The following is a 19,742-nucleotide window of genomic DNA, read 5'->3' on the forward strand; positions in this document are numbered from 1 at the left end:
CATGGCGCACTCCCGGCCGTTAGACAAAGTGAGCAACTATGCCTGATAAGAAAAATGTACCGTTGTCGGTACTCGACCTTGCCCCGATCCCGCAGGGCCGTTCTCCTCGCGATGCCTTTCACGCTTCCCTCGCGCTGGCACAGCAGTCAGAGAAACTCGGTTTTCACCGCTACTGGCTGGCCGAACACCATAATATGACCGGGATCGCCAGCGCCGCCACCTCGGTACTGATCGGCTATCTGGCGGCCAATACCGATACGCTGCGCTTAGGCTCTGGCGGCGTGATGCTGCCCAACCATGCGCCGCTGGTGATTGCCGAGCAGTTCGGCACGCTGGAGTCGCTCTATCCCGGCCGTATCGATCTGGGGCTTGGCCGTGCGCCGGGTTCAGACCAGCGCACCATGATGGCCCTGCGCCGCCATATGGCCGGCCACGTCGACAATTTTCCGGCCGATGTCGCTGAGCTGATCCGCTGGTTCGATGCGCCCGAAGACGAGCCCGCGCCGCCGGTGCAGCCCGTTCCCGGTACCGGACTGAAAATTCCGGTCTGGCTGCTCGGCTCCAGCCTGTATAGCGCGCAGCTCTCGGCTCAGATGGGGCTGCCGTTTGCCTTTGCCTCCCACTTTGCTCCTGAAATGCTGATGCAGGCGCTGCACCTCTACCGCGAGAACTTCAAGCCGTCAGAACGGCTGGCTAAACCGTATGCCATGGTATGCGTCAACGTGGTAGCGGCCGACAGCGAGCGTGATGCGCGCTTCCTGTTTACCTCCATGCAGCAGCAGTTCATCAATTTGCGCCGCGGCAAACCCGGCCCGCTGCCGGCTCCGGTAGAAAACATGGATAACCTGTGGTCGCCGTCCGAACAGTATGGCGTTCAGCAGGCGTTGAGCATGTCGGTGGTCGGTGATAAAGAGAAGGTACGTCACGGCCTTGCGGCGCTGATGCGCGAAACGCAGGCGGATGAGATTATGGTGAATGGCCAGATCTTTGACAGCCAGGCGCGGCTCTACTCTTTCGAGCTGGCGATGCAGGCGCGTAATTCACTTTAGTGATTAGTGAATAAAGGTCGAGGCATGCCTCGACCCTACGTAAACTGCAGGCATAAAAAAACCAGCCCGAAGGCTGGTTTTTTATTGTGCGTCAGTGATTATGCATCACGACGACGAGTTGGCGCTGCGCCAGTGTCTTCACGACGTGGGCCGCGTGATGGGCCGCCTGGACGACGCTCACCGCTACGCTCGTTGCTGAAGCGACGACCGCCTTCTGCACCACGACCACCTTCACGACCTGCACCAGCGCCGAAGCCACCGCGTGCCGGGCCGCCTGGACGACGTTCGCCGCCACGGTCGTTGCTGCGTGGAACCGCATCACCAATCAGCTGCATGTTCATCGGCTTGTTCAGAATACGCGTGCGGGTGAAATGCGACAGCACATCGCCCGGCATGCCTTTCGGCAGCTCGATGGTAGAGTGCGTACCGAACAGCTTGATGTTACCAATGTAGCGGCTGCTGATGTCGCCTTCGTTAGCGATAGCGCCAACGATATGACGCACTTCAACACCGTCATCACGGCCAACTTCAATACGGTAAACTTCCATATCGCCAACGTCACGACGTTCACGGCGTGGACGGTCACCGGCAGCTTCGCTACGTGGTTCACGTGGGCCACGCTCTGGACGGTCACCACGACCGCCTTCACGACGCTCGTCACGGTCACGGAACTGGCTGCGTGGGCGCTGTGGCGCATCAGCAGGCACGATCAGTGGACGTTCGCCCTGAGCCATTTTCAGCAGTGCTGCGGCCAGCGTTTCAATATCCAGCTCATCTTCCGGCTGCATTTTAGCCAGCAGTGCGCGGTACTGTTCCAGATCGCTGCTTTCCAGCTGCTGCTGAACTTTAGCGGCGAACTTAGCCAGACGACGCTCACCCAGCAGTTCTGCGTTAGGCAGTTCAACTTCTGGAATAGTCAGCTTCATGGTGCGTTCAATGTTACGCAGCAGACGACGCTCGCGGTTCTCAACGAACAGCAGCGCGCGGCCAGCACGACCAGCACGACCGGTACGGCCGATGCGGTGCACGTAAGATTCGGCATCCATAGGGATATCGTAGTTAACAACCAGGCTGATACGCTCAACGTCCAGACCACGTGCCGCAACGTCGGTCGCGATCAGGATGTCCAGACGACCATCTTTCAGGCGCTCCAGCGTCTGCTCACGCAGTGCCTGGTTCATGTCACCGTTCAGTGCAGCACTGTTGTAACCGCTACGCTCCAGCGCTTCGGCCACTTCCAGCGTGGCGTTTTTCGTACGCACGAAGATGATAGCAGCATCAAAATCTTCAGCTTCCAGGAAGCGGGTCAGTGCATCAGTTTTACGGCCGTAGGCAGTCCAGTAGCTCTGGCTGATGTCCGGGCGCGTAGTCATGCTTGACTGAATACGCACTTCCTGAGGATCTTTCATGAAGCGTTTAGTAATACGACGAATCGCTTCTGGCATGGTAGCCGAGAACAGCGCGGTCTGATGACCTTCTGGGATCTGCGCCATGATGGTTTCAACGTCTTCGATGAAGCCCATACGCAGCATTTCATCAGCTTCGTCCAGCACCAGGCCGCGCAGGTTAGACAGATCTAACGTGCCGCGCTTCAGGTGGTCAAGCAGACGGCCAGGGGTACCCACAACAACCTGTGGTCCCTGACGCAGTGCGCGCAGCTGCACGTCGTAACGCTGGCCGCCGTACAGGGCAACCACGTTCAGGCCACGCATGTGTTTCGCGAATTCGGTCATGGCTTCAGCAACCTGAACCGCCAGTTCGCGGGTCGGTGCCAGCACCAGAATCTGTGGTGCTTTAACAGTTGGGTCAATGTTATGCAGCAGCGGCAGAGAGAAAGCCGCCGTTTTTCCGCTACCGGTCTGTGCCATACCCAGCACGTCACGGCCCGCCAGCAGATGAGGAATACACTCAAGCTGGATTGGGGAAGGCTTCACGTAGCCCATACCGTTCAGTGATTCAAGGATGTCGGCGTTCAGGCCAAGGTCAGCAAAAGTAGTTTGGATATCAGTCATGTAGTACACGTGCCTCGTAGATTGCGGCGGCCAGTCTACATAACTCGTCGTGAAAATTTTCAGTCATTTTCATCAAAAAGTGTGAACCGGCTCAAATTAGTGGTTTCGACGAACAAAAAGGCCCTCATCCGCTAAGATGATGACTTTTCGAAAATTCGGGCAATAAAAGTTCGTCAGCTATTGCTGGTCAGATTCTGATAAATCGTCTTGTGTCTGGCCGAGTAGCGCCAGCTCCAACAATGCATATCGATGCTCAACAAAGTTGTGAACGTTGTTGGCGACCGTCAGCTTGAACAACGCTTCTGCGTTGTCCTTCTCCCCCAGACTTAGGTAGTACTTACCTAAATAGAAGTTGGTTTCACTGAGATGTTCAGCGAGCGAGGTGTTATCCGTTGCGTCTGCCTGGAGCCTTTCCATCAGCGTTTTTTCACTGATGTCACCCAGGTAGAACTCGACAATATTCCATCCCCATTGGTCCTTAACCGCTTTGTCGTAACGCTGTTTCAGCGAAACTTTGGCCTGGTCTGCGTTGATCTCACGTTCTGTGAGATACAGCCACAGGCTGCGGAAGGGATCGTTAGGATCGTCTTGATAAAACGCCAGCAGATCATCTTGCGCCAGTTTAAATCTTCCGCCGTAATACAGGGCGATACCACGATTTAAACGCGCATAATTGTAAGTTGGATCAAGCTCAAGTACAGAATCGAACGCTTCATAGGCAGCGTCAAAATTGCCTGCCTGCGTTAAATAAATGCCTAAGTAATTGAATACTTCAGGCATATCGGGTCTGATAGACAGCGCTTGTGAAAAATCATTCCGCGCCAGTGCTCTCAAACCCAAACTATCATACAACACTCCGCGCTCATATAACAGCTGTGCGCGTTCATCATCGGTCAATGACCGACTGGCAAGTATTTGTTCCATGCGAGCGAGAATGACTTCCTGTTGCAGCGTAGGCTGCAAAGGGACTGCCAAAACTTCGTTCTTACGCCAATCGGTGTTGCTGCATCCTGCCAGCGTTAAAGCTGTCGCAACAATACACCAGCGCAAAAATGGCTTCATTTCCCACTCCTGAAAACAAACATTGGGATGCACATCCTGTCATCCGCCTGCCATGCACAAGGCCATCCCGCCCTCGCGTTCAAACAATTCCCCGCACCGGCTGGCGCGGGGAACTCAATGGTGATGCGCTTATTCTGCTTCAGGCGTTGCCGCTGACGCTTCTGGAGCTGCTTCAGGCTGAGCCTGCTCGCTGGCTTCTTTGATGCTCAGGCGTACACGGCCCTGACGGTCAACTTCCAGCACTTTTACTGGAACTTCCTGACCCATCGCCAGATAGTCAGTCACTTTTTCTACGCGCTTGTCAGCGATCTGAGAAATGTGTACCAGACCTTCTTTACCGCCACCGATTGCGACGAAGGCACCGAAGTCAACGATGCGGGTCACTTTACCGTTGTAGATACGGCCTACTTCGATTTCTGCGGTGATCTCTTCGATACGACGAATCGCGAACTTCGCTTTGTCGCCGTCGGTTGCTGCGATTTTCACAGTACCGTCATCTTCGATTTCGATGGTAGTGCCAGTCTCTTCTGTCAGCGCACGGATAACCGAGCCACCTTTACCGATTACGTCTTTGATCTTATCAACGCTGATCTTGATGGTGTGGATGCGTGGAGCAAACTGAGAGATGTCGCCACGCGGCGTGCTGATAGCCTGTTCCATCACGCTGAGGATGTGCAGACGCGCGCCCTTAGCCTGGTTCAGTGCTTCATGCATGATTTCGCGGGTGATACCTTCAATTTTGATGTCCATCTGCAGCGCGGTGATACCTTCACGGCTACCGGCTACTTTGAAGTCCATGTCGCCGAGGTGATCTTCGTCGCCGAGGATATCGGACAGTACAACAAAGTTGTTTTCGTCTTTGACCAGGCCCATCGCGATACCGGCTACGGCAGCTTTGATTGGTACGCCTGCATCCATCAGTGCCAGAGAAGCACCGCAAACAGACGCCATTGAAGACGAGCCGTTTGATTCAGTGATTTCAGACACGACACGCACGGTGTATGGGAACGCATCGCCTTTAGGCATCACTGCCAGCACGCCGCGTTTCGCCAGACGACCGTGACCAATTTCACGACGCTTCGGTGAACCAACCATGCCGGTTTCGCCGACAGAGTATGGAGGGAAGTTGTAGTGGAACAGGAAGTTGTCGGTACGCTCGCCCATCAGCTCATCAAGGTTCTGCGCATCACGGGCAGTACCCAGAGTTGCCGTCACCAGCGCCTGAGTTTCACCACGGGTGAACAGCGCAGAGCCGTGAGTACGTGGCAGTACGCCAGTGCGCACGTCCAGACCACGGATCATGTCTTTTTCGCGACCGTCGATGCGTGGCTCACCGCGCAGGATGCGGCTACGAACCACATTTTTTTCCAGCGTGTGCAGGATGTCGCTGATTTCGCCAGCGTCCAGCGCTTCGTCTTCAGCCAGCAGTGCAGCGGTGGTTTCAGATTTGATCACGTCAACCTGAGCGTAACGCTCCTGTTTTTCGGTGATGCGGTAAGCATCGCTCAGGCGAGATTCCGCCAGTGCAGCGATACGACCATGTAAAGCTTCGTTTACAGCTTCTGGCTGCCAGTCCCAACGAGGTTTACCGGCAACGGCGACCAGTTCGTTGATGGTGTCGATAACGATCTGCTGCTGCTCGTGGCCAAACACCACTGCGCCCAGCATCTGGTCTTCGCTCAACAGCTCAGCTTCAGATTCCACCATCAGAACAGCGGCTTTAGTACCTGCAACCACCAGGTCCAGCTTGCTCTCTTTCAGCTCATCGGTAGTTGGGTTCAGTACGTACTGGTCGTTCAGGTAACCGACGCGCGCAGCACCGATTGGACCGTTGAACGGCAGGCCAGACAGCGCCAGCGCTGCAGAAGCACCGATCAGGGCAACGATATCCGGGTTAACCTGTGGGTTAACGGAAACCACGGTCGCGATAACCTGTACTTCGTTGACGAAACCTTCCGGGAACAGTGGGCGCAGCGGGCGGTCAATCAGACGTGAAGTCAGGGTCTCGCCTTCGCTTGGGCGGCCTTCACGACGGAAGAAGCTGCCTGGGATACGACCAGCAGCGTAAGTACGCTCCTGATAGTTAACGGTCAGCGGGAAGAAATCCTGACCTGGTTTTGCATTTTTACGGCCTACAACAGTTACGAACACCGCAGTGTCGTCCATGCTTACCATGACAGCAGCTGTTGCCTGGCGAGCCATCATACCGGTCTCAATAGTGACGGTATGCTGACCATACTGGAATTTTTTAACGATCGGATTCAGCAAAATTATTTCCTTAACATCAGGGCGGGTAGTTTTTTATACCGGCCGTGGATTTCCGATCTTCATTTTTGCATCCTCGCGACTAATGACAACCCTAATCCCCAATGGGACAAAGCCTCTCATTAGCCGCGCGAACCTCTGCAACTGAAGATCACACCCAGCAACAATACAATAGTTTGCGCATAATTGCTGCCGCTTGCGTGAAAAAAGGGGCCATAAAGGCCCCTTCCAGCGAATCTCGCACAGGTTGTCCGGTTTCCCCACTTTTCTGCCAGATTGCTCTGATAGCGTGGCGGGACAACCCGTAAGACTTAGCGACGCAGACCCAGACGCTCGATCAGGCTGGTGTAGCGTGCAACGTCTTTACGCTTCAGGTAATCCAGCAGCTTACGACGCTGAGATACCATGCGCAGCAGGCCACGACGGCTGTGGTGGTCTTTCTTGTGCTCAGAGAAGTGACCCTGCAGATGGTTAATCTGTGCGGTCAGCAGAGCAACCTGAACTTCGGTAGAACCACTGTCGTTTGCGCCGCGACCGAAATCAGCAACGATTTGTGCTTTAGATTCAACACTTAGAGACATGATACAACTCCAAATTAAAAGATAAATGTACAGGCGCCGATCTCTAATTCAGCAACCCAGTGTAAAGCCGCGCCATTCTACTCTGCGCGCCACTTAATCGCAAATGGCTAGTCGGAATATTCTACAACCAGGCGGCGCGGTGCCACGCGTCCATCGTCAGCAATTTCTGCCATGCCGATAAACTTGTGCTCGTCACCCTCAGTCACGCGAACCAGCCCGCTGGCCGGCGCGCCTGCTGCCTGAACCGGCATGCCCTGCTTGAAGTAAGCGGCAACCGAGCTCAGCAGGTTAACCACCGGGTATTCCGCCGCCGGGCTGTCCATCGGCATCAGCAGTGCATCCAGCAGCTCCGCCGGGGCTTTCTCCTGACGATGAGCCTCTTCCGCCAGCTCCTGCAACTGTTCCAGCGTCACCATCTTTTCAATGGGATAGGTGGCAACCTGTAAGCGGCGCAGATAGGTCACGTGTGCACCACAGCCCAGCTTCTCGCCGAGATCGTCGATAATGGTGCGGATGTAGGTGCCTTTCGACACGTGAATTTCCAACTCCAGCTCATCCCCTTCATGGCGGATAAACAGCAGCTCGTAAACCACGATACGGCGTGATTCACGCGGCACTTCAATGCCTTCTCGCGCATATTCATACAGCTTGCGCCCCTGGTACTTCAGGGCCGAATACATCGACGGCACCTGCTGGGTCTCACCACGGAAACTCTCCAGCGCCTGCTCCAGCATATCAGCGCTGAAGGTAACCGGACGCTCGCTGACCACGATGCCATCGGCATCAGATGTATCCGTGCGCTGCCCGAGGCGGGCAATCACCCGGTAACGCTTGTCGGACTCCAGCAGATACTGGGAAAACTTAGTCGCTTCCCCAAGGCAGATCGGCAGCATGCCGGTTGCCAGCGGATCCAGCGCACCGGTATGACCGGCACGGTTGGCGTTATACAGGCGTTTGACTTTCTGCAGCGCGTCGTTGGAGGACAATCCGCTAGATTTATCCAGCAACAGTACGCCGTGAATATCGCGACCGCGACGACGAGGACGACTCATTACTCTGCTTTGCCTTCTTGCTCTTCATCTTCTGCCGGGCCACGGCGCTCTTCATCGTTTCTGACGACGTTGGTCACCAGGTTCGACATACGCATCCCTTCAACCAGCGAGTTATCGTAGAAGAAGGTCAGCTCTGGCACGATGCGCAGGCGCATCGCTTTGCCCAGCAGGGTACGGATGTAGCCTGAGGCATCGCCCAGCGCACGCAGGCCAGCTTTGATTGCCGCTTCATCTTTGTCGTTGAGGAAGGTCACGAACACTTTGGCATAGGCCAGGTCGCGTGATACATCAACGCCAGAAACCGTCACCATCATGCCGAGGCGCGGATCTTTAATCTCGCGCTGCAGGATCATTGCGATCTCCTTTTGCAGCTCCTGTGAAACACGCTGCGGGCGACCGAATTCTTTCGCCATAATTATTCTCTCCAAATAATTTGGGAGGCCAGAAGCCTCCCAAATACAGTCAATTATGAAAAGTGACTATTAATCAATGGTACGCTGGATTTCGATAATTTCGAAGACTTCGATCATATCGCCAACACGCACATCGTTGTAGTTCTTCACGCCGATACCACATTCCATGCCGTTACGGACTTCGTTAACGTCATCTTTGAAGCGGCGCAGAGATTCCAGCTCGCCTTCGTAGATAACCACGTTGTCACGCAGTACGCGGATTGGGTTGTGACGTTTGATGTTACCTTCAGTCACCATACAACCGGCGATAGCACCAAATTTCGGTGATTTGAACACATCACGTACCGCAGCCAGACCAATGATCTGCTGTTTGTACTCAGGTGCCAGCATACCGCTCATCGCTGCTTTCACTTCGTCAATCAGATTATAGATGACGGAGTAGTAACGCAGATCCAGGCTTTCAGAATCAATCACGCGGCGCGCAGAAGCATCGGCACGAACGTTGAAGCCAACCAGGATTGCGTTAGACGCAGCGGCCAGAGTGGCGTCGGTTTCAGTGATACCGCCCACGCCAGAACCGATGATTTTCACTTTCACTTCATCAGTAGAAAGCTTCATCAGGGACTCGGAGATCGCTTCGACAGAACCCTGTACGTCAGCTTTCAGCACGATGTTCAGCTCGGAAACTTCGCCTTCGGTCATGTTAGCAAACATGTTTTCCAGCTTAGATTTCTGCTGACGCGCCAGCTTAACTTCACGGAATTTGCCCTGACGATACAGCGCAACTTCACGGGCTTTCTTCTCGTCACGTACCACGGTCGCTTCATCGCCCGCTGCCGGAACACCGGACAGGCCGAGGATCTCAACCGGGATAGATGGACCCGCAGTCATCACTTCGCGGCCCAGCTCGTCACGCATCGCACGCACACGGCCATACTCGAAGCCGCACAGTACGATATCGCCTTTGTTCAGCGTACCTTCACGTACCAGCACGGTAGCAACCGGACCACGACCTTTATCCAGGAAGGATTCGATAACCACACCGCTTGCCATACCCTGGCGAACTGCGCTCAGCTCCAGAACTTCAGCCTGCAGCAGGATAACGTTCAGCAGGTCGTCGATACCGGTACCGGCTTTTGCAGAAACGTTGACGAACATGTTCTCGCCGCCCCACTCTTCCGGGATGATCCCGTACTGAGTCAGTTCGTTTTTAACACGATCCGGATCGGCTTCTGGCTTATCGCACTTGTTCACTGCAACGACAACCGGCACTTTGGCCGCTTTGGCGTGCTGAATAGCTTCGATAGTCTGTGGCATCACGCCATCGTCTGCTGCAACAACCAGGATAACGATATCCGTTGCCTGAGCACCACGTGCACGCATTGAAGTAAACGCTGCGTGGCCCGGGGTATCCAGGAAGGTCACCATACCGTTGTCGGTTTCAACGTGGTATGCACCGATGTGCTGAGTAATGCCGCCCGCTTCGCCAGAGGCGACTTTGGTCGAACGGATATAGTCCAGCAGAGAGGTTTTACCGTGGTCAACGTGACCCATGATGGTGACAACCGGCGCACGGGATTCGTGAACGGCATCGGTATCACGATCGCTCATTACCGCTTCTTCCAGCTCATTCTCGCGGCGCAGCGTCACTTTGTGACCCATCTCTTCCGCGACCAGCTGGGCAGTTTCCTGATCGATAACCTGGTTGATGGTCGCCATTGCGCCCATTTTCATCATCGCTTTGATGACCTGGGAACCTTTGACTGCCATCTTGTTAGCCAGCTCAGCTACGGTAACAGTTTCGCCGATAATGACGTCACGGTTAACCGCCTGAACAGGCTTGTTGAAGCTCTGCTGCAGGGTGCTTGGCTTACGCTTGCCGCCTTTACCGCCGCGAACCTGCGCACGCGCTTCTTCACGGTCAGTTTTCGCTTCAGAATGCTTGTTGCCTTTCTTGCGAACCGGGGCTTTGGCTGGGCGTACCGCAGTGCGAGTGCGACGGTCACCTTCAACCTGAGCGTCGTTTTCGTCTTCTGCAGCACGGGCGTGAGTTGAAGTGGTGACGTGGTAATCAGAGGTGTCTTCAACCTCTTTAACTTGCGCCCACTCTTCACCTCGTTCGGCCGCCATTTTGCGAGCTTCTTCGGCTACGCGCTTCGCTTCTTCTTCGATCTTGCGATGCGCTTCTTCTTCAGCTTTACGCTTCAGTTCTGCCGCTTCCGCTTCACGGCGGGCTTTGTCGGACTGGGAAGCCCGGGTGGTATCGTCGGTATGTTGATTGCTCACTTTATCTTTTTCCGCTGCTTCACGTTTGGCTTTATCAGCTGCCTCACGCTTGGCCTGCTCCTCGGCTTCACGCTTCGCTTTGTCTTGAGCTGCGCGCTGGGCTTGTTCTTCAGCCTCGCGACGAGCCAGTTCTTCCGCTTCACGCTCTGCCTGGGCTTCTGCTTCTGCCTGTTCAGCATCAGCCGGATCGCCTTTTACATAAGTGCGTTTTTTGCGGACTTCGATTTGCACCGACTTACTTTTGCCCCCGGTGCCTGGAACACTTAATGTGCTGCGCGTCTTGCGCTGCAAAGTCAGCTTACCAGATCCGCCGCCATGATCGCGATTCAGATGGGTAAGTAATGTCTCTTTCTCGTGCTGGGTAACAGAGTCGGTTTCAGACTTTTGGATCCCTGCATCAGCAAATTGCTGTACCAGGCGTTCTACCGGTGTCTGAATCTCTGCGGCCAGCGATTTTACGGTTACATCTGTCGTCATGCTGTTCCTTCCTGCTACAGTTTATTACGCGTCGTCGCCGAACCAGCAGATATTTCGTGCAGCCATAATCAGCTCACCAGCCCGCTCATCGCTCAGGCCATCAATATCTGACAGGTCGTCAACACCCTGCTCGGCAAGATCTTCCAGCGTGCAAACGCCTTTTGCCGCCAGCTTAAAGGCCATCTCACGCTCCAGACCTTCCAGACCTAACAGGTCATCCGCCGGTTTGGTATCGCCGAGGCTCTCTTCTTTTGCCAGTGCCAGGGTGGTCAACGCGTTTTTAGCCCGGTCGCGCAACGCTTCTACCGTGTCTTCATCCAGACCGTCGATTTCCAACAGCTCGTTGATTGGCACGTAAGCCAACTCTTCGAGAGAGGAGAAGCCCTCTTCTACCAGTACGGTAGCAAAGTCTTCATCGATATCGAGGTGTTTGGTGAAGACATCAATGGCAGCATGAGCTTCAGCCTGATGCTTAGCCTGCAGGTCGTCGACCGTCATCACGTTCAGATCCCAGCCACTCAGCTGAGAAGCCAGACGCACGTTTTGGCCATTACGGCCGATCGCCTGAGCCAGATTTCCGGCTTCTACAGCGATATCCATGGTGTGATTATCTTCATCCACCACGATAGAGGCGACATCCGCAGGGGCCATTGCGTTGATCACGAACTGCGCAGGATTATCATCCCACAGCACGATATCAATACGCTCGCCACCCAGTTCACTGGATACCGCCTGAACACGCGCACCACGCATACCTACGCAGGCGCCGACCGGGTCGATACGCTTGTCGTTGGTTTTCACGGCGATCTTAGCTCGGGAGCCTGGATCGCGCGCAGCGGCTTTAATTTCTAACACTTCTTCAGCAATTTCCGGCACTTCAATGCGGAATAGTTCGATCAGCATTTCCGGTTTGGAACGGCTAACGAACAGCTGAGCACCACGCGCTTCAGGGCGCACGGCGTAAAGTACGCCACGGATACGGTCACCCGGGCGGAAGTTTTCACGTGGCAGCATATCTTCACGAATGATCACGGCTTCCGCGTTGGTGTTAGAACCATCGTTTGGACGCACTTCAAGCGAGATATTGTCGCGGTTTACTTTCTTCACCACGCCGGTGATGATTTCGCCTTCCTGCTCACGGAACTGATCAACCACCATCGCACGCTCTGCTTCGCGCACTTTCTGCACGATAACCTGCTTGGCAGTTTGCGTGGTGATACGGTCAAAGGTCACAGACTCAATCTGATCTTCAACGAAGCCACCGAGTCCGAGAGTTTCATCTTCGAACTGTGCCGCATCCAGCGTAATTTCGCGGGTAGGCATGGTGACTTCATCAACAATCAGCCAACGGCGGAAGGTATCGAAATCGCCACTTTTGCGATCGATGCTGACGCGAACGTCAATTTCCTGCTCGTATTTTTTCTTGGTGGCTGTGGCCAGCGCGCTCTCCAGCGCTTCGAAAATCTTCTCGCGTGGGAGGGACTTCTCATTAGAGACCGCTTCTACAACAGCTAAGATTTCTTTGTTCATCCTGGTATGCCTCAATCCGGACTTTTAAAAGTGGGGAACCAGGTTCGCCTTCTGGATGTTGCTCAGCGCGAACACTTCGTCGTTACCCTCAACGGCAACAGTGATCATCTCACCTTCCACAGATTTGATGATGCCCTGCCATTTGCGTCGGTTCTGAACCGCCATACGCAGAACCAGGCTCACTTCTTCGCCAGTAAATCGTACGTAATGCTCTGCGGTAAACATTGGACGGTCAAGGCCAGGCGAGGAGACTTCGAGGTTGTAAGCCACGGTGATCGGGTCTTCGACGTCAAATACCGCACTGACCTGGTGGCTCACATCAGCACAATCATCAACATTGATGCCATCTTCACTATCAATATAGATGCGCAAGGTGGATGTGCGACCGCGTACAAACTCAATACCAACCAGTTCGTAGCCTAGCGCTTCTACCGGTGCTGAGATCAGCTCTGTTAATTTTTGCTCTAATGTGGACAATCCCACCCCCAAGACGTAAAAAAAGGGCCTATAGCCCAGTGATGCTGCTTCCTGATAACAAAAAACCCCGAAAATTCGGGGCTTAATGTCACTGGACCCTGTAAACCGCCAAAGGCGGCTCGGCACAGTCCAAAAGAATTTTTTTCAAAATCGCTGCAGTGCGCCATTAAGTAGTGCAAACAGTATATTTGAAAAAGAACTCTAAGGGAAAGTGGTTGCGGGGGCCGGATTTGAACCGACGACCTTCGGGTTATGAGCCCGACGAGCTACCAGGCTGCTCCACCCCGCGTCCGAATACTACGCAAAACTTGCATAAATTGCAAGCACAACTGAGATTTGGTACCGAGGACGGGACTTGAACCCGTAAGCCCATGCGGGCACTACCACCTCAAGGTAGCGTGTCTACCAATTCCACCACCACGGCACTAAAGAGGCGACTTTTTTATTTCTGTCGCGTCGAAACGGTTACTGCTTACTGCTTACTGCGGGATATCGTTGCCCGGCGCTGCCGGTTTAGCTGGCGTAGTCTGTTGGGACTGCGCTGGCTGGGTCAGATTTTCCCACTCGCTTCCTTTCTGAGTTTTGTTGCTGTTGATGTTACCCAGAACCAGACTGATAATGAAGAACAGGGTCGCCAGCACTGCAGTCATACGGGTCATGAAGTTACCAGAACCGTTAGAACCGAACAGCGTACCAGAAGCGCCTGCACCAAATGATGCTCCCATATCAGCGCCTTTACCTTGCTGCAGCATGATCAGACCTACAAGGCCCAGCGCTACAATAAGGAAAACAACTAAAAGAGCTTCGTACATAATCAACCTTGTTCCTTGCGCGTTAACCGCACATCAAAAGCTTCAAACCAGTTAGTCTTGATAAGCAGGTAACAACCTACCTATGAAGCGGGTGTGAATACTAACCAAAGGCGCCCGCCCGTGCAAGAGCAATTTCATAGGCTGCTGCTGAGTGCGGAAAAAATCAGCAAAGCGCTCTATTTACGTGCGAACGATGACGATATCCCACATTTTCAACGGGTCAGGCATGCCTGACCCCTACGCATATCGGTGGTAACTTAAACCGCTTTTACCGCGTCGGCAATGCGGTGCGCCAGCGCGGTGACCTGCGCTTCGTCCTCGCCTTCCACCATCACGCGGATCAGCGGTTCGGTGCCGGATTTACGTAGCAGCACGCGGCCACGGCCTTTCAGCTCGGCCTCCACTTCTGCCGTGACGGCTTTCACCGTGGCATCTTCCAGAGGATCGTGGCTACCGCTAAAGCGTACATTGACCAGAATCTGCGGCAGCAGTTTCATGCCGCTGCACAGGTCATGCAGGCTCATATGGTTACGCACCATCGCGGTCAGCACCTGCAGGCCGGCCACAATACCGTCACCGGTGGTGGTTTTGTCCAGCAGAATGACGTGCCCGGAATTTTCAGCGCCAAGACGCCAGCCCTTCTCTTTCAGCTTCTCCAGTACGTAACGGTCGCCGACCTTGGCACGCGCAAACGGAATACCAAGCTGCTTCAGCGCCAGCTCCAGGCCCATATTGCTCATCAGCGTACCCACCACGCCGCCGCGCAGCTGGCCCTGACGCAGACCTTCGCGCGCGATCAGATAGAGGATCTGGTCGCCATCCACTTTTTGACCAAGGTGGTCAACCATCATGATGCGGTCGCCGTCACCGTCGTAGGCCAGACCCACGTCAGCTTTCTCTGCCAGCACCCGCTCCTGCAACAGACGCAGGTCGGTCGCACCGCACTCTTTGTTAATGTTCATGCCGTCCGGCTGCACGCCGATAGCAATCACCGTCGCACCCAGTTCACGCAGCACGTTAGGGGCGATGTGATAGGTGGCACCGTTAGCGCAGTCGACCACAATTTTCAGGCCGTTCAGGCTCAGTTCGCTCGGGAAAGTTCCTTTGCAGAACTCAATGTAGCGCCCGGCAGCATCGACAATACGACTGGCTCTACCCAGCGCGGCGGACTCGACGCAGGTGATCGGCTTTTCCATCTCGGCTTCAATCGCCTCTTCCACGTCGTCCGGCAGCTTGGTGCCCTCGGTGGAGAAGAATTTAATGCCGTTATCGTCGAACGGGTTATGCGAGGCGGAAATCACAATCCCAGCCTCAGCACGGAAAGTACGGGTCAGATAAGCAACCGCAGGGGTCGGCATCGGGCCGGTAAATGCCGCAGAGAGTCCGGCTGCGGCAAGGCCTGCTTCCAGCGCGGATTCCAGCATGTAGCCAGAAATACGCGTGTCTTTACCAATGATGATTTTCTTCGAGCCGTGGCGCGCCAGCACCTTGCCTGCAGCAAAACCCAATTTCAGCACAAAATCAGGCGTGATTGGCGATTCACCCACTTTGCCGCGGATGCCGTCGGTACCAAAATACTTGCGGTTACTCATAGTGTTATTCTTCCCTTGCGGACTGTGTAGCTTCGACGACGCGCATCGCTTCTACGGTTTCTTTCACATCGTGTACGCGCAAAATATGGGCGCCCTGCATTGCCGCAATCACCGCGCAGGCCAGGCTGCCGGTCAGGCGCTGCGAAGGGCCTACATTGAGTAACTGTCCAATCATACTTTTGCGCGACATGCCGACTAACAGCGGCAGCCCAAAGCGATGATAATCGGCCAGATGCGCCAGTAACTGATAGTTGTGCGACAGATTCTTACCGAAACCGAAACCCGGGTCGAGTAGCAACTGCGATTTTTTGATCCCGGCCGCTTCGCAACGGGCGATATGTTCAACAAAGAACTGATCCACATCGCGCAGAACATCGTGGTATTGCGGCGACTGCTGCATGGTTTTCGGCTCACCCTGCATATGCATCAGGCACACCGGCAGCCCGGTCTCTGCCGCCGCGGCCAGCGCGCCCGGCTCCTGCAGGGAGCGGATATCGTTGATGATATGGGCGCCAACGCGCGCCGATTCGCGGATCACCTCGGGCTTAGACGTATCCACAGAGATCCACACTTCAAAGCGCTGAGCGATAGCCTCAACCACCGGAATAACACGCTCCAGCTCCTGCTCCACGCTAACGTCAGCAGCGCCCGGGCGGGTTGATTCCCCCCCCACATCAATAATGGTCGCACCGGCGTTGATCATCTCATTGGCATGGGTCAGTGCCTGAATCAATTCGTTATGTTTGCCGCCATCAGAAAAAGAGTCGGGGGTGACGTTCAGAATCCCCATAACGTGAGGATGAGAAAGGTCGAGCACGGAATCTCTGGCGTACAGCTTCATGACGAATGGTCTCCGGTTAACAAGTCTATATCCGTCATACTTGAAGCTGCATCTGTGTTGGCTGCGTTTGCTCGCCTTGATGCAGTTCCAATTATTTGGGATATAAAAAAACCCCGGTCAGCGCCGGGGTTTCGATTATAACAGCTTACTGCGGCAAAATTACTTGTCGCCGAACTGCTCTGACATGGTGTTACCTGGGTTTGGCGTACGCGGTTCATCGACCGGACGCGGCGCCTTAGGCGTGCCGTTGTTGTCTGAGCTGTTGCTGCTACCAGAGTCTTCCCAACCCGCTGGCGGACGCACTTCGCGGCGTGCCATCAGGTCGTCGATCTGTGGAGCATCAATGGTTTCATACTTCATCAGCGCGTCTTTCATCGCGTGAAGGATGTCCATGTTCTCACCAAGCAGGACACGGGCACGCTTGTAGTTCACTTCTACCAGTGACTTAACTTCCTGGTCGATGATACGCGCGGTTTCGTCAGACATATGCTTAGCTTTCGCCACGGAGCGGCCGAGGAACACCTCGCCATCTTCTTCTGCATACAGCAACGGACCGAGTTTCTCAGAGAAGCCCCACTGCGTAACCATGTTACGTGCGATCGAAGTAGCGACTTTAATGTCGTTCGACGCGCCGGTAGAAACATGTTCCACACCGTAGATAATCTCTTCCGCCAGACGGCCGCCGTACAGGGTGGAGATCTGACTTTCCAGTTTCTGACGGCTGGCGCTGATGGCGTCGCCTTCAGGCAGGAAGAAGGTCACACCCAGAGCGCGTCCACGTGGAATAATCGTCACTTTATGTACCGGGTCATGCTCAGGAACCAGACGGCCGATGATGGCATGGCCTGCTTCGTGATACGCGGTAGACTCTTTCTGTGCTTCGGTCATCACCATGGAGCGACGTTCCGCACCCATCATGATTTTGTCTTTGGCTTTTTCAAACTCTACCATCGACACCACACGCTTGTTACCACGTGCCGCGAACAGAGCAGCTTCGTTGACCAGGTTAGCCAGGTCAGCACCGGAGAAGCCAGGCGTACCGCGCGCAATGATTGCCGCATCGATATCCGTCGCCAGCGGTACACGGCGCATATGCACTTTCAGGATCTGCTCACGTCCGCGAACATCCGGCAGACCAACGACAACCTGACGGTCAAAACGGCCCGGACGCAGCAGCGCAGGGTCGAGTACGTCAGGACGGTTAGTTGCGGCGATAACGATGATGCCTTCATTGCCTTCGAAGCCGTCCATCTCAACCAGCATCTGGTTCAACGTCTGCTCACGCTCATCGTGACCACCACCTAAACCGGCACCGCGCTGACGGCCAACGGCATCGATCTCATCGATAAAGATGATGCACGGCGCGGCTTTCTTAGCCTGTTCGAACATGTCGCGCACACGAGATGCACCCACACCAACAAACATTTCAACGAAGTCAGAACCGGAAATGGTAAAGAAAGGCACTTTTGCTTCACCGGCAATCGCTTTTGCCAGCAGGGTTTTACCGGTACCCGGAGGACCGACCATCAGCACGCCTTTCGGAATTTTACCGCCGAGTTTCTGGAAGCGGCTTGGCTCGCGCAGGTATTCAACCAGCTCGCTCACTTCCTCTTTAGCTTCGTCACAACCGGCAACATCGCCAAAGGTTGTTTTGATTTGATCTTCTGTCAGCATGCGGGCCTTGCTCTTGCCGAAGGACATCGCGCCCTTTCCGCCGCCGCCCTGCATCTGACGCATAAAGAAGATCCAGACACCGATAAGAAGCAGCATAGGGAACCAGGAAATGAAGATTGAAGCCAGCAGGCTCGGCTCTTCTGGTGGTTCACCCACTACTTTTACATTTTTAGTCAACAGGTTATCGAGTAACTTGGGGTCGTTGACGGGGATGTAGGTCGTATATCGATTACTGTCTTTTTTGGTTACGTTAATCTCACGCCCGTTAATACGTGCCTCGCGGACCTGATCCTGGTTCACTTCAGACAGGAAGGTTGAATAATCAACCCTACGGCCATTCGACTCGCTGGGCCCAAAGCTCTGGAATACAGACATCAGCACGACTGCGATGACTAACCAAAGAATTAGGTTTTTCGCCATGTCACTCAAGGGATTAACCTCATATTACAACTGTGTTAACAGACAGCGTAGGGTACTATATATCCGTCATATCTGGAATCGCTGTGATCCCGGCTATTAGGGTTATAGTTTGCGCCCTGTCGCTACAATGTACACTTCACGCGAACGAGAGCGTGAAGCGTCCGGCTTACGAATTTTTACTTTCGTAAACAGGGAGCGAATTTCCCGCAGGTATTCTTCAAAGCCATCTCCCTGAAACACTTTCACTAAAAAACTGCCGCCAGGTGCCAGAACATCACGGCACATCTCTAACGCCAGCTCACATAAATACATCGAGCGGGGAATATCAACTGCAGGGGTACCCGTCATGTTTGGTGCCATATCTGACATCACAACCTGAACTTTGGTATCCCCTACGCGATCCAGCAGGGCTTTCAATACCAGTTCATCACGAAAATCGCCCTGAAGGAAATCGACACCAACGATGGGATCCATTGGCAGGATATCACAGGCGATGACGCGCCCCTTTGACCCAATCTGCGTTACCACATATTGCGACCAGCCGCCTGGCGCCGCGCCGAGGTCAACCACGGTCATACCAGGTTTGAAAAGCTTGTCGCCTTGCTGTATTTCATCAAGTTTAAACCAGGCGCGCGAGCGCAACCCTTTTTTCTGTGCCTGAAGCACATATTTATCGCTAAAGTGTTCCTGTAGCCAGCGGCTGGAACTGGCCGAACGCTTTTTACCAGTCATACAATTTCCAACTATGATTCGTTGTTCGCGATAAATAAACCGCGCAAATCAGCTCTGCCGATTTGGTGATACACCAGAGATGGCGGTAGAATGACCCGTTTTCAATCCCAATGTAAGTAAAAAATACGATGAATCTGAGTACCAAACAAAAACAGCACCTGAAAGGCCTGGCCCATCCTCTGAAGCCCGTTGTCATGCTGGGCAACAATGGTTTGACCGAAGGGGTGCTGGCCGAGATCGAACAAGCACTTGAGCACCATGAACTTATCAAGGTGAAAATCGCCACAGAAGATCGTGAGACGAAAGCCCTGGTAGTGGAAGCTATCGTGCGCGAAACACGTGCAGTTAACGTGCAGGTCATCGGCAAGACGCTGGTGCTGTACCGTCCAACGAAGGAACGCAAGATCTCCATTCCGCGCTGAGGAGTCGGCCGTTTTTCGTCACGGCCCGTCCATACTAAGCTCAGG

The 19,742-nt window shown here is 54.4% G+C and carries 17 protein-coding genes and 2 tRNA genes; 2 read left to right on the plus strand and 17 right to left on the minus strand.

Going from position 1 to position 19,742, the window contains the following annotated elements; all coding sequences use genetic code 11:
* Positions 1 to 38 precede the first annotated feature (38 nt).
* A complete protein-coding gene (locus J2Y91_RS05440) occupies positions 39 to 1,049 on the plus strand; it encodes a luciferase-like monooxygenase (protein ID WP_133622612.1) in 1,011 nt (336 codons plus the stop codon).
* A gap of 98 nt (positions 1,050 to 1,147) precedes the next feature.
* Here J2Y91_RS05440 and J2Y91_RS05445 read toward each other — a convergent pair whose 3' ends face one another.
* The 17 genes from J2Y91_RS05445 to rlmE form a co-directional block, all read right to left on the minus strand.
* Positions 1,148 to 3,061 (minus strand): DEAD/DEAH family ATP-dependent RNA helicase, encoded by a 1,914-nt coding sequence (locus tag J2Y91_RS05445; RefSeq protein ID WP_062818065.1) that lies wholly within the window; start codon positions 3,059 to 3,061, stop codon positions 1,148 to 1,150.
* A complete protein-coding gene (yrbN, locus tag J2Y91_RS23040) occupies positions 3,054 to 3,134 on the minus strand; it encodes a protein YrbN (protein ID WP_099753987.1) in 81 nt (26 codons plus the stop codon). Before yrbN ends, J2Y91_RS05445 begins: the two co-directional genes overlap by 8 nt.
* A 104-nt stretch (positions 3,135 to 3,238) precedes the next feature.
* Positions 3,239 to 4,123 (minus strand): lipoprotein NlpI, encoded by an 885-nt coding sequence (gene nlpI, locus J2Y91_RS05450; RefSeq protein WP_133622611.1) that lies wholly within the window; start codon positions 4,121 to 4,123, stop codon positions 3,239 to 3,241.
* A gap of 129 nt (positions 4,124 to 4,252) precedes the next feature.
* Entirely contained in the window at positions 4,253 to 6,391 is a 2,139-nt protein-coding gene (gene pnp / locus J2Y91_RS05455; protein WP_099753986.1) for a polyribonucleotide nucleotidyltransferase, read from the minus strand.
* A 308-nt stretch (positions 6,392 to 6,699) separates the two neighbouring features.
* Positions 6,700 to 6,969 carry a 30S ribosomal protein S15 gene (gene rpsO, locus J2Y91_RS05460; RefSeq protein WP_048914493.1) on the minus strand — a complete coding sequence of 90 codons (270 nt, stop codon included), beginning with the start codon at positions 6,967 to 6,969 and terminating at the stop codon, positions 6,700 to 6,702.
* 107 nt (positions 6,970 to 7,076) lie between these two features.
* A complete protein-coding gene (gene truB, locus J2Y91_RS05465; protein ID WP_048914492.1) occupies positions 7,077 to 8,021 on the minus strand; it encodes a tRNA pseudouridine(55) synthase TruB in 945 nt (314 codons plus the stop codon).
* Positions 8,021 to 8,434, minus strand: coding sequence for a 30S ribosome-binding factor RbfA (gene rbfA, locus J2Y91_RS05470; protein WP_048914491.1), 414 nt, complete (start codon positions 8,432 to 8,434; stop codon positions 8,021 to 8,023). Before rbfA ends, truB begins: the two co-directional genes overlap by 1 nt.
* Before the next feature lie 69 nt (positions 8,435 to 8,503).
* Positions 8,504 to 11,197, minus strand: a complete 2,694-nt coding sequence (gene infB, locus J2Y91_RS05475; protein WP_048914490.1) for a translation initiation factor IF-2 — start codon at positions 11,195 to 11,197, stop codon at positions 8,504 to 8,506.
* A 24-nt stretch (positions 11,198 to 11,221) separates the two neighbouring features.
* Entirely contained in the window at positions 11,222 to 12,727 is a 1,506-nt protein-coding gene (gene nusA / locus J2Y91_RS05480; RefSeq protein WP_048914489.1) for a transcription termination factor NusA, read from the minus strand.
* Between the two features lie 24 nt (positions 12,728 to 12,751).
* Entirely contained in the window at positions 12,752 to 13,204 is a 453-nt protein-coding gene (gene rimP, locus J2Y91_RS05485) for a ribosome maturation factor RimP (protein WP_048914488.1), read from the minus strand.
* 212 nt (positions 13,205 to 13,416) lie between these two features.
* Positions 13,417 to 13,493: transfer RNA gene (locus J2Y91_RS05490), tRNA-Met, on the minus strand.
* Between the two features lie 48 nt (positions 13,494 to 13,541).
* A tRNA-Leu gene (locus J2Y91_RS05495) sits at positions 13,542 to 13,628 on the minus strand.
* A gap of 55 nt (positions 13,629 to 13,683) precedes the next feature.
* Complete coding sequence (secG, locus tag J2Y91_RS05500; RefSeq protein ID WP_048914487.1) at positions 13,684 to 14,016, minus strand: preprotein translocase subunit SecG; 333 nt, start codon at positions 14,014 to 14,016, stop codon at positions 13,684 to 13,686.
* A 257-nt stretch (positions 14,017 to 14,273) separates the two neighbouring features.
* Positions 14,274 to 15,608 carry a phosphoglucosamine mutase gene (gene glmM, locus J2Y91_RS05505; protein WP_099753985.1) on the minus strand — a complete coding sequence of 445 codons (1,335 nt, stop codon included), beginning with the start codon at positions 15,606 to 15,608 and terminating at the stop codon, positions 14,274 to 14,276.
* A gap of 4 nt (positions 15,609 to 15,612) precedes the next feature.
* Positions 15,613 to 16,449 carry a dihydropteroate synthase gene (gene folP / locus J2Y91_RS05510; protein WP_099753984.1) on the minus strand — a complete coding sequence of 279 codons (837 nt, stop codon included), beginning with the start codon at positions 16,447 to 16,449 and terminating at the stop codon, positions 15,613 to 15,615.
* Positions 16,450 to 16,608: 159 nt separating this feature from the next.
* Positions 16,609 to 18,543 (minus strand): ATP-dependent zinc metalloprotease FtsH, encoded by a 1,935-nt coding sequence (gene ftsH / locus J2Y91_RS05515; protein WP_048914484.1) that lies wholly within the window; start codon positions 18,541 to 18,543, stop codon positions 16,609 to 16,611.
* 102 nt (positions 18,544 to 18,645) lie between these two features.
* Positions 18,646 to 19,275 carry a 23S rRNA (uridine(2552)-2'-O)-methyltransferase RlmE gene (gene rlmE / locus J2Y91_RS05520; protein WP_048914483.1) on the minus strand — a complete coding sequence of 210 codons (630 nt, stop codon included), beginning with the start codon at positions 19,273 to 19,275 and terminating at the stop codon, positions 18,646 to 18,648.
* A 128-nt stretch (positions 19,276 to 19,403) separates the two neighbouring features.
* On the opposite strand from rlmE, the gene yhbY reads away from it, so the two are divergent.
* The gene (gene yhbY, locus J2Y91_RS05525) at positions 19,404 to 19,697 is read left to right on the plus strand and encodes a ribosome assembly RNA-binding protein YhbY (protein WP_048914482.1); all 294 of its coding nucleotides are present in this window, start codon (positions 19,404 to 19,406) and stop codon (positions 19,695 to 19,697) included.
* Positions 19,698 to 19,742: the final 45 nt, after the last annotated feature.

The organism is Erwinia aphidicola, from assembly GCF_024169515.1.
In the GTDB taxonomy this organism is placed as follows: Bacteria; Pseudomonadota; Gammaproteobacteria; order Enterobacterales; family Enterobacteriaceae; genus Erwinia; species Erwinia aphidicola.

Coding starts and splice junctions, on each gene's coding strand:
- secG (WP_048914487.1), bottom strand. CDS start 14,016: ATGTACGAAGCTCTTTTAGTTGTTTTCCTTATTGTAGCGCTGGGCCTT.
- J2Y91_RS05445 (WP_062818065.1), bottom strand. CDS start 3,061: ATGACTGATATCCAAACTACTTTTGCTGACCTTGGCCTGAACGCCGAC.
- glmM (WP_099753985.1), bottom strand. CDS start 15,608: ATGAGTAACCGCAAGTATTTTGGTACCGACGGCATCCGCGGCAAAGTG.
- nusA (WP_048914489.1), bottom strand. CDS start 12,727: ATGAACAAAGAAATCTTAGCTGTTGTAGAAGCGGTCTCTAATGAGAAG.
- rpsO (WP_048914493.1), bottom strand. CDS start 6,969: ATGTCTCTAAGTGTTGAATCTAAAGCACAAATCGTTGCTGATTTCGGT.
- folP (WP_099753984.1), bottom strand. CDS start 16,449: ATGAAGCTGTACGCCAGAGATTCCGTGCTCGACCTTTCTCATCCTCAC.
- yrbN (WP_099753987.1), bottom strand. CDS start 3,134: ATGAAAATGACTGAAAATTTTCACGACGAGTTATGTAGACTGGCCGCC.
- nlpI (WP_133622611.1), bottom strand. CDS start 4,123: ATGAAGCCATTTTTGCGCTGGTGTATTGTTGCGACAGCTTTAACGCTG.
- infB (WP_048914490.1), bottom strand. CDS start 11,197: ATGACGACAGATGTAACCGTAAAATCGCTGGCCGCAGAGATTCAGACA.
- yhbY (WP_048914482.1), top strand. CDS start 19,404: ATGAATCTGAGTACCAAACAAAAACAGCACCTGAAAGGCCTGGCCCAT.
- rlmE (WP_048914483.1), bottom strand. CDS start 19,275: ATGACTGGTAAAAAGCGTTCGGCCAGTTCCAGCCGCTGGCTACAGGAA.
- ftsH (WP_048914484.1), bottom strand. CDS start 18,543: ATGGCGAAAAACCTAATTCTTTGGTTAGTCATCGCAGTCGTGCTGATG.
- J2Y91_RS05440 (WP_133622612.1), top strand. CDS start 39: ATGCCTGATAAGAAAAATGTACCGTTGTCGGTACTCGACCTTGCCCCG.
- rbfA (WP_048914491.1), bottom strand. CDS start 8,434: ATGGCGAAAGAATTCGGTCGCCCGCAGCGTGTTTCACAGGAGCTGCAA.
- truB (WP_048914492.1), bottom strand. CDS start 8,021: ATGAGTCGTCCTCGTCGTCGCGGTCGCGATATTCACGGCGTACTGTTG.